Source organism: Nocardia sp. 852002-51101_SCH5132738 (assembly GCF_001665695.1).
Lineage (GTDB): Bacteria > Actinomycetota > Actinomycetes > Mycobacteriales > Mycobacteriaceae > Nocardia > Nocardia nova.
In genome coordinates this window covers 20,235-29,632 of record NZ_LZML01000064.1, presented here as the reverse complement: position 1 = coordinate 29,632, position 9,398 = coordinate 20,235, and the positions used below count along the sequence as shown (strand labels likewise).

The 9,398-nt window shown below is 68.0% G+C and carries 9 protein-coding genes; 5 read left to right on the top strand and 4 right to left on the bottom strand.

Features of this window, described 5'->3' with window-relative positions:
- Positions 1 to 247: 247 nt before the first annotated feature.
- The gene (locus A5789_RS09945; RefSeq protein WP_064901747.1) at positions 248 to 979 is read left to right on the top strand and encodes a DUF1906 domain-containing protein; all 732 of its coding nucleotides are present in this window, start codon (positions 248 to 250) and stop codon (positions 977 to 979) included.
- Between the two features lie 29 nt (positions 980 to 1,008).
- On the opposite strand, the gene A5789_RS09940 is transcribed toward A5789_RS09945, so the two are convergent.
- The gene (locus A5789_RS09940; RefSeq protein ID WP_063012524.1) at positions 1,009 to 1,323 is read right to left on the bottom strand and encodes a hypothetical protein; all 315 of its coding nucleotides are present in this window, start codon (positions 1,321 to 1,323) and stop codon (positions 1,009 to 1,011) included.
- A 198-nt stretch (positions 1,324 to 1,521) separates the two neighbouring features.
- Entirely contained in the window at positions 1,522 to 2,400 is an 879-nt protein-coding gene (locus tag A5789_RS09935) for a hypothetical protein (RefSeq protein ID WP_227462863.1), read from the bottom strand.
- Positions 2,401 to 2,782: 382 nt separating this feature from the next.
- On the opposite strand from A5789_RS09935, the gene A5789_RS09930 reads away from it, so the two are divergent.
- Positions 2,783 to 4,051, top strand: coding sequence for a mannosyltransferase (locus A5789_RS09930; RefSeq protein ID WP_064901748.1), 1,269 nt, complete (start codon positions 2,783 to 2,785; stop codon positions 4,049 to 4,051).
- A 6-nt stretch (positions 4,052 to 4,057) separates the two neighbouring features.
- Here the strand turns inward: A5789_RS09930 and A5789_RS09925 are convergent, their stop codons facing one another.
- Entirely contained in the window at positions 4,058 to 4,351 is a 294-nt protein-coding gene (locus A5789_RS09925) for a 4a-hydroxytetrahydrobiopterin dehydratase (RefSeq protein WP_030514860.1), read from the bottom strand.
- Positions 4,352 to 4,380: 29 nt separating this feature from the next.
- Positions 4,381 to 4,557, bottom strand: a complete 177-nt coding sequence (locus A5789_RS37285) for a hypothetical protein (protein WP_086006963.1) — start codon at positions 4,555 to 4,557, stop codon at positions 4,381 to 4,383.
- A gap of 161 nt (positions 4,558 to 4,718) precedes the next feature.
- Here A5789_RS37285 and typA point away from each other — a divergent pair, with 161 nt between their 5' ends.
- The 3 genes from typA to mshB are packed head-to-tail and all read left to right on the top strand — an operon-like array spanning position 4,719 to position 9,373.
- Positions 4,719 to 6,620 carry a translational GTPase TypA gene (typA, locus tag A5789_RS09920; protein WP_064901749.1) on the top strand — a complete coding sequence of 634 codons (1,902 nt, stop codon included), beginning with the start codon at positions 4,719 to 4,721 and terminating at the stop codon, positions 6,618 to 6,620.
- Between the two features lie 45 nt (positions 6,621 to 6,665).
- Positions 6,666 to 8,447 (top strand): ABC transporter family substrate-binding protein, encoded by a 1,782-nt coding sequence (locus A5789_RS09915; RefSeq protein ID WP_227462864.1) that lies wholly within the window; start codon positions 6,666 to 6,668, stop codon positions 8,445 to 8,447.
- A complete protein-coding gene (gene mshB, locus A5789_RS09910; RefSeq protein ID WP_227462865.1) occupies positions 8,444 to 9,373 on the top strand; it encodes an N-acetyl-1-D-myo-inositol-2-amino-2-deoxy-alpha-D-glucopyranoside deacetylase in 930 nt (309 codons plus the stop codon). The genes A5789_RS09915 and mshB overlap by 4 nt, the downstream gene beginning before the upstream one ends.
- Positions 9,374 to 9,398 lie beyond the last annotated feature (25 nt).

Sequence of the window (9,398 nt, the reverse complement as noted above, 5' to 3'; positions counted from 1 at the left end):
GGCGCAAGACCGCCGAAGAGATCCTCGACTCCCTCGCACGATATCTGCAACGGATTTCAGGCGCAGAACACTAGCGGTTCATATGTGCATGTGGTGAAATGAGTCCACGTTCGAGGCTTCCGGCGCGTGGATGACAGCAGTGTTGTCGTCGGGGAAGGCGCGCCGGACACGCTTGCATTTCCACCGGTCCGCGGGGTGGCCGGCATCAGATGAGATCTCTATATCGCTGCAGCGCGAAGGAGTTTCGATGCGTTCCGTTCCGATGACCCGCCGCACCTTGTTCGGATATGCCGGTGCCGCCGCCACCGCAGCCGGTCTGGCCGCGCTCGCACCCGCCGTCCTCGCACCGACCGCCTCCGCCGACCACGTCCTCGGCACCCTGCTCGACTATGCCGGCGGCGTGCCCGACGCGGCGGCGATCCGCGCCGCGGGACATGCCGGCGCGATTCGCTATGTCTCCGACCGGCGCCCGGGCGCGGAATGGATGGTGGGAAAGCCGTTGCGCGCGAGCGAGGTCGACGCGCTGCACGCGGCCGGGCTCACCGTGGTGTCGTGCTACCAGTTCGGCAAGGGTGCCACCGCGGATTGGAAGGGCGGGCTCGAGGCCGGCAAGCGTCACGCCGACCGCGGTCTGCAGTTGCACCGCGAGGCCGGCGGCCCGGACGGGGTGCCGATCTACGCCTCCATCGACGACAATCCGACGCCGGTCGATTTCGCCACCCTCATCGCGCCGTACCTCGAGGGCTGGAAATCGGTGCTCGGCAACGAGAATGTCGGCGTCTACGCCAATGCGCCGACCATCGAACTGGCCAAGGTCGCCGGCCTGGGTTCCTGGTACTGGCAACACAATTGGGGGACGCCGAAGGGGTTCGTGCACCCGGCAGCGAATCTGCATCAGGTCGAGATAGACGATCGCACGGTCGACGGGGTGGGAGTGGATGTGAACAACATCCTCACCGCGCAGTACGGGCAGTGGTGATCACCAGCGGGTGGTGAATCGGCAGCTACCTACGTTTGGCAGTGACAGGTGGGGTCGGCGAGCAGATCGGGTTCGTCCGGGACGACCGTCAGTGCCGGGCGCGCCTCGGGTGCGTCGCGCACACCCATCCACGACAGCAGCGACCATCGCGACAGGCCCGAGAACGCCGAGCCGAGGCTGAAGAACGAGCCCACCGAACCGACCGACAGCACCGATCCGACGCTGCCGATCGACAAAACGGAGTAGGCCGAGCCGATCGAGAGGATCGACCGTTCGGATCGGAACGACAGGATCGAGCGATGTGATCGGGTGGACAACACCGATCGGTAGGAGCGTCGCGACATCACCGAATGCCCGGCTTTCCCACGCCGGCCGCGGGGGACGGCGCCGGTGTCCGACGTGACGGGTGCAGACCGTTCGAGCTGATCGACAGTCGACATACCTAGCGGTCTACCACAGTCGGGGACATCCCACGGCGCATTGACAGCAAACGGCCCGGAGTGTCGCCTTCGCGACATCTCCGGGCCGTCGGGAGCTCGAGATCAGTTCTGCGGGCGTACCGCTGCGGGCTGCTGCACCGCGTGCGCGGCGGGCACCGTGCCGGCCGGGTTCACCGGAGCCGCGGCCTGGGCGGGGCCCGACGCCACGGTGAACAGGCCCAGCGTGGGCAGGAACGAGCAGGTGATCGGCGCCTGATCGGCGGCCGGCTGGGTGGTCAGGGAACCCGCGATCACCGAGACGACGCGACCCGGGCCGGTGTCCACGATGGCCGACAGGGTGGCCGGACCGTCGGGGTTGATGTGCGCCTCGTCGGTCAGCGCCACGGTGCCGCCGCGGTGGTTGTCCAGGTTGTACCACTGGACCGTCATCGGCGGATTCTGCTGCGGCGTCAGACCTTTGGTGCCCAGCGCGGTGAACACGAAGCCGGCCTGACCGGCGGCCGGTCCGGGCGGGGGCAGTTCGGCCGGACCCGGAACCGCGAGCGCGGTGCCGACCGAGTCGGAACCGGGGCCGATGCAGTCCTTGCCGATGGTCGGGTACAGGAACTGCGCGATGGCAGGACCGTTCTTCGGGATCTCGGGACCGCCGCCACCGCTGCCGTTGAGGAAGGCGACGATGGCCTGCAACGTCTGCTTGACCTGCGGCGGCAGATTGGACTGCTCGAGTAGCTGGATCGCCTGATCGAGAATGGTCTGAGCGCCCGGCGAGGCGATGTTGCCCGCCTGGGCGGCAGCGCCGACGATAGCCGGAGCCAGCGATGCGATCGCGTCGACCGGAACGCCCTCCGGGACCAGCGGAACATCAACGGCCTGGGCCTTCGGTGCCGGTTCGGCAACCGCGATCGTCGACGCGGCGAGTGTCGCGCCGGCTGTCAGGGCCAGCACGGACAATGCGAACCGCGTTCCTCTGGTGCGAAGCACTGGTGTTGCCGTCCTTAACCTCGGGGTTACCTCGTCATGTGATGCGAGAACATCGTGCGATGCGGGCATCGCTTCGCGACACTCTAAAGACAGTGCCGCCGTGTTGTACAGCCATGGGTGTGATCTTGCCTGCACCGCCCGGCAATTCCGATCACCGCGCCCGGCGCGTTATCAGAACATAACCTGTATCTTTGGCCTCCGCTTCGCTTCGGCGGGGTCTCGGCCCCCTGGGCCTCGATTTTTCCCTCCTCCGCTCAGTCGCTGCGCTCCTTCGCTCCGTCAGTCCAAAATCGAGGCGGGCCGAGACCTGCTGAGGGTGGACACGTCGTCGACGTATGCCCGGGGCTACGCACGACGGGAAGCGAGGGCAGAATTACCGCCCGTGACCCGACACCTCCGTTTGGCCGACATCCGCGTGGCCGGGGCTGTTCTGGCCGTATCGGTCGTGGCCCGTCTGGTGCTGATGTTCGTGCTTCCACACGGGCTCGACGTGGTCGACCTGCGCGTATACGTCGAGGGCGCGGCCAATTTGGGCAGTGGGCATCTCTACGACTTCGTCTATGCCGACAAGACTCCGAATTTCCCGCTTCCGTTCACCTATCCGCCGTTCGCCGCGGTGGTGTTCTACCCGCTGCATTTCCTGCCGTTCGGGCTGGTGACGCTGCTGTGGTTCGGGTTGATCGTGGTGGCGCTGTACGCGTCGGTGCGGATCGCTTTCGCGCTCTTGCCGGGTTCGGCGGCGGAGTCGGATCGGCGGGCGGCGGCGATGCTGTGGACCGCGCTGGGGCTGTGGCTGGAGCCGACGCGGACGACGCTGGACTACGGACAGGTGAATGTGTTCCTGCTCCTGGCCGGGCTGGCGGCGGCGTACTCCGCCCGCTGGTGGCTGTCGGGGCTGCTGGTGGGTGTGGCCGCGGGCGTCAAGCTGACGCCGGGGATCACCGGTTTGTATTTCCTGGCGCAGCGGCGGTGGGCGGCCGCGGTGTGGTCGGCGGTGGTGTTCGCGGCGACGATCGGAGTGAGTTATCTGATCTCGCCGTCGGAGACGCGGACCTATTTCGGGCCGCTGATCGGTGACGCCAACCGCATCGGCCCGGTCGGTTCGGTGGTCAACCAGTCGCTGCGCGGGGCGCTGAGCCGCATTCTCGGCCACGACGCGGGAGCGCCCTGGTATGTGGCGGGGCACCGCATCCCGTTCGGGCCGTGGTGGCTGGGTGCGGTGCTGCTGACCGTGGTGCTGGCCTGGTTCGCTTGGCGCGCGGTCGATTTCGGCGATCGGCTCGGAGTGCTGCTGGTGGTGCAGCTGTTCGGGTTGATGGTGTCGCCGATCTCCTGGTCGCACCACTGGGTGTGGTTGCTGCCGCTGATGATGTGGCTGGTGCACGGTCCGCTGCGTTCGATCGCGGGGGCACGGGTGGTGGCCGGATTCTGGCTGGTGACCACGCTGGTCGGCATTCCGTGGATCCTGACCTTCTTCCAGCCGACGATCTGGGAGATCTCCCGCCCGGCCGTCCTGGCCTGGCTGGGTGCGATCTACGTTTTCGGCGTGGTCGCGACCTATCTGTGGATCATCTGGGCGGGCGCGCAGTGCGGGCGGCCGGGCACACCGGTGTCGGCGCCCGCGGTCGCGGCGGGTTCGGTGGCGGGTTAGGCCGGTTCAGCTCTGATCGGCGAGGCGGTCGATCTGGCCGGCCAGCGCGAGATCCTTGCGGGTGATGCCGCCCTCGGAGTGGGTGGAGAGGGTGAAGGTGACCCGCCGCCACCGGATATCGATATCGGGGTGGTGGTTGACCTTCTCGGCGGATTCGGCCACTCGTCGCACCAGTTCGATGCCGGCCATGAAGGACGGGGCCTCGACGGTTCGGGAGATGCTGCTGCCGGTGTGGGTCCAGGCGGGTAGTTCGCGCAACCCAGTGGCGATCTCGCTGTCGGAGAGCAATGGGGTACTCATACTTTCGGTTCTACCCCAGCGGTCGCGGCTCAGGCCGCACGCGCGAGTTTGAGAGCCTTTTTGAGATCTTTGCCCTTGACCCCGGCGGCCTGGCACTTCTTCATTTTCGAGACCACGACAGGGCATTTCAGGCAGCGCTTCTTCTTGCGGCAGCACTTCTTCTTCGGTGTGAGGTGTGCGACCTCCTTGGCCTTCACCTTGCCCATGCGGCCCAGGGTAACCAACCATGATGCCGGAAACGGTGGCCGACCGGGTTTCGGTACTGTGTAGCTGGCCGCATGTCCGGTGAGATCAGTCCACCTGCCTTGTTCGGACCCGCTACGGCGCGGGTCGGCCGCAACCCATTCATTCAGCAGGAGGATTCAACGTGTCGTCTGTCGAGTTCCGCAATGTCGCCATTGTGGCTCATGTCGACCACGGCAAGACGACGCTGGTCGATGCCATGTTGCGGCAGTCCGGTGCCTTCGCCGAGCGTGCCGAGCCGGTCGACCGGGTGATGGACTCCGGTGATCTGGAGCGCGAGAAGGGCATCACCATTCTCGCCAAGAACACCGCGGTGCATCGTCATCACGGCGACGGCAGCGTCACTGTGATCAACGTCATCGACACCCCCGGTCACGCCGATTTCGGCGGCGAGGTCGAGCGCGGTCTGTCCATGGTCGACGGTGTCGTACTGCTGGTCGACGCCTCGGAGGGGCCGCTGCCGCAGACCCGGTTCGTGCTGCGCAAGGCACTGGCCGCCTCGCTGCCGGTGATCCTGGTCGTGAACAAGACCGACCGTCCCGACGCCCGGATCGAGGAGGTCGTCGAAGAGAGCCACGACCTGCTGCTGGATCTGGCCTCCGACCTCGACGACGAAGCGTCCGAGGCGGCCGAGCTGGCGCTGGATCTGCCGGTGCTCTACGCCTCCGGCCGCGAGGGCAAGGCCTCCACCCAGCGCCCCGAGAACGGCAGCGCGCCGGATGCGGAGAACCTCGACGAGCTGTTCGAGGTGCTGCTGAAGTACGTGCCCGCGCCCAAGGGCCACCCGTCGGCCCCGCTGCAGGCGCACGTCACCAACCTGGACGCCTCGCCGTTCCTCGGGCGCATCGGGCTGGTCCGCATCCACAACGGCACCCTGCGCAAAGGCCAGAATGTCGCGTGGATGCACGGTGACGGCGTCAAGACCGTGAAGATCACCGAGCTGCTGCAGACCATCGGTGTCGAGCGCAAGCCGGGTGAGGAGGCCGTGGCCGGCGATATCGTCGCCATCGCCGGTATTCCGGAGATCATGATCGGTGACACTCTCGCCGATGTGGACAACCCGGTGGCGCTGCCGCGTATCACCGTCGACGAGCCGGCCATCTCGGTGACCATCGGCACCAACACCTCGCCGCTGGTCGGCCGGGTGCAGGGCCACAAGCTGACCGCCCGCATGGTGAAGTCGCGGCTGGATCAGGAGCTGGTCGGCAACGTCTCGCTGCGCGTGCTCGATATCGGCCGTCCGGATGCCTGGGAGGTGCAGGGCCGTGGTGAGCTGGCGCTGGCGATCCTGGTCGAGCAGATGCGCCGCGAGGGTTTCGAGCTGACCGTCGGCAAGCCGCAGGTGGTCACCAAACAGGTCGACGGCAAGGTGCACGAGCCGTTCGAAGAGCTGACCATCGATTGCCCGGACGAGTACCTGGGTGCGGTCACGCAGCTGCTGGCCGCCCGCAAGGGCAAGATGGTCCAGATGAGCAACCACTCCGCCGGGTGGGTGCGCATGGAGTTCATCGTCCCCTCGCGAGGCCTGATCGGTTTCCGCACCGACTTCCTCACCGAGACGCGCGGCACCGGTATCGCCAACGCGGTCTTCGACGGCTACGCGCCGTGGGCCGGCGAGATTCGCGCCCGCCACACCGGCTCGCTGGTCTCCGACCGTGCCGGCACGGTGACCCCGTTCGCGATGATTCAGCTCGCCGACCGCGGCCAGTTCTTCGTGGAGCCGGGCGCCGACACCTACGAGGGTCACGTGGTGGGTATCAACCCGCGCGCCGAGGATCTCGACATCAACGTCACCCGCGAGAAGAAGCTGACCAATATGCGCTCGGCCACCGGTGACGTGCTCGAGACCCTGGCCAAGCCGCTGCAGCTGGACCTCGAGGGCGCCATGGAGTTCTGCGCCGCCGACGAATGCGTCGAGGTGACCCCCGAGATCGTGCGCGTGCGCAAGGTGATCCTGGGCGCCACCGAACGCGGCCGCGAGGCGTCGCGTCGCAAGGCCCGCGACCGCGCCGCCCAGAACGCGTAGGAGGCCGAAAACACTAGAGTACGTCTCGTGATGTCGGGAGTTCGTATGCGTGCAGGGCGGCGCGTGGTACTGGTGCTGATGCTGGCGCTCGGAGTGCTCACCGCGTGCACCGCCAATCCGCCGCCGCCGATCGAGAGCACCGACAGCCCGAAGACGACTCCGGCTACGCCGACGAAGTCCACGGTGGTGGTGGCGGTCGACGACATCGGGATCGGATTCAATCCGCATCTGCGGTCGAACCAGTCGCCGGCGACGAATGCCGTTGCGTCGATGGTGTTTCCGAGCCCGTTTCGTCCGGTGCCGTCGCCGACCGTGCCCGGGGGAACGGAGTGGGTGCCGGATGCGGCGTTGATGGTGTCGGCGGATGTGACGCCGTCGGATCCGGCGCAGCCGGATCAGTTCACGCTGACCTACAAGATTCAGAATCAGGCGTCGTGGTCGGACGGGGCGCCGATCGCGGCCGAGGATTTCCGCTATCTGTGGCAGCAGATGATCAGCCAGCCCGGGGTGGTGGATCCGGCGGGCTACCGGTTGATCAACGATGTGAAGTCCTCGGAAGGCGGCAAGACGGTCACGGTGACGATGAGTCAGCCGTATCCGGCTTGGCGGCAACTGTTTTCGGATCTGCTGCCCTCGCATCTGCTCAAGGACGCACCGGGTGGTTTCCAGCGGGCGCTGGCCGTGGAACGCGGGCTGATCGATCAGAATCCGATCTCCGGCGGGCAGTTCCGGGTGAAGCAGGCCGACGCGGGCCGCGAGGAGATCCTGCTCGAACGCAACGACCGCTACTGGGGTACTCCGGCGGTGCCGGATCAGATTCTGTTGCGGCGCGGCGGAACTCCGGCGCAGCTGGCCGAATCGCTGCGCGCGGGGGACGCCCAGATGGCGCTGGTGCACGGCGGTGTCGCGACGCAGGCGCAGCTGGCCGCGATTCCGCAGGTGCGCACCGCGATCATGCCGCAGGCGCGGGAGATGCAGATGGTGCTCAACGGGCGGTCCGGGGATCTGGCCGATCCGCGGGTGCGCCATGCGGTGCTGGGGCTGCTCGATCCGGCGTTGCTGGCCTCGGTGGGCGCCGAGACCGGCGCGTGGGTGGATCCGGTGCGGGCGCAGATCCTGGCGCCCTCGGATCCGGGATACGCGCCGACGGCCCCGCCGCGGCCGTCTCCCGACCAGGCGTTCGGGCTGCTGGCCGACGCCGGATTCGGCCGTGCGCCCGAGTCTCCCGCGGCGGGTAATCCGACGACCTCGCCCGCGCCGCAGCCGCGTCCGGTCGCCAAGAACGGCCGGACCCTGACGATTCGGATCGGCGCGGTGGACAAGGATCAGACCACGCTGGCCGTCGCGAACACCGCCGCCGACCAGCTGCGCAGCGCCGGAATCGATGCGTCTGTGCGCAGCCTGCCGGCCGACGAGCTCTACGGGAAGGATCTCGCGGACGGAACCGTCGACGCGGTGGTCGGCTGGGAGCGGGCCGGTGAGGATCCGGCGACGATCCTGTCCTCGCGGTACGGCTGTCCGCCGGTCGCAGCGCCCGGTCAGGAGGACACCTCGCAGATCGATGCCATCCGCAAGGCGCCGAGCAATGTGGCCGGGATCTGTGATCCCTCGCTGCAACCGCAGATCGACGCGGCGCTGCGCGGGGTGGATGTGCCCAAGGCGATCGGTGATGCGGAGCCGAAGCTGTGGGATCTGGCGACCGTGCTGCCGATCGTGCAGGACACCGGTGTCGCCGCGGCGAGTTCGCGGATGGACGGGGTTTCGCTGAGCGGTTCGATTCAGGTCGGAATCTTCGGCGGCGCGAGTACCTGGCGGCGGCTGTCGTGACCGCAACCGGCGGACTGGTTCTGGTACACGCCCACCCCGACGACGAGTCGATCGCCACCGGCGGCACCATCGCGCACTACCGCGCCCGTGGGGTTCCGGTGACCGTGGTGACCTGCACGCTCGGCGAGGAGGGCGAGGTCATCGGGGAGCGTTGGCAACAGCTCACCAGCGCCCACGCCGATCAGCTGGGCGGCTTCCGCATCCACGAGCTGACCGCAGCGCTGGCCGCCCTCGGTGTCGATGCGCCGCATTTTCTCGGCGGGGCGGGTCGCTGGCGGGATTCCGGGATGACCGGTACGACCGCCGACCCCAAGCCCTTGGTGCCGACGCACCCGCGTGCCTTCGTCGATTCCGGGCCGGCCGCGGTGGCGGAGTTGAGCGAGGTGCTGCTGCGGCTGCGCCCGCGCGTGGTGGTCGGCTACGACCCGCGCGGCGGCTACGGCCATCCCGACCATATGCGTGCCCATCGGGTCACCATGGACGCGGTGGCCGCGGCGGCCGAAAAGGGTTGGGATACACCGAAGGTGTACTGGACGGTGACCGATGCCGACGTGCTGCGCCGGCATACCGAGGCCTTGGCCCGCCGCACGGTCGATCGTCTGCCCGGGGCCCTGCCGAGCGGATGGCGGTTGCCGGCGGTGGGCGAGCTGGCCTGTGTGTCGAGTGAGACCGTGACCACCACGGTCGATGTCTCGGATGTGCTGGCGGCCAAGCGCGCCGCCTTGCGCGCGCACGCGACTCAGGTGACGGTCGCGCCCTCGGGCCGCGAATTCGCGCTGTCGAACAATGTCGCCCAGCCGGTGTTGCCGGAGGAGCACTACGTGCTGGTGCGTGGTCGTCTCGGGCCGGTGGGCCCGGACGGACACGAGGACGATCTGTTCGCCGGGCTGGATCGACCGTGGGAGCCGGCACCGGGGCTGGCCTGATCGTGGGTGCTTCGGCTTAGACTGC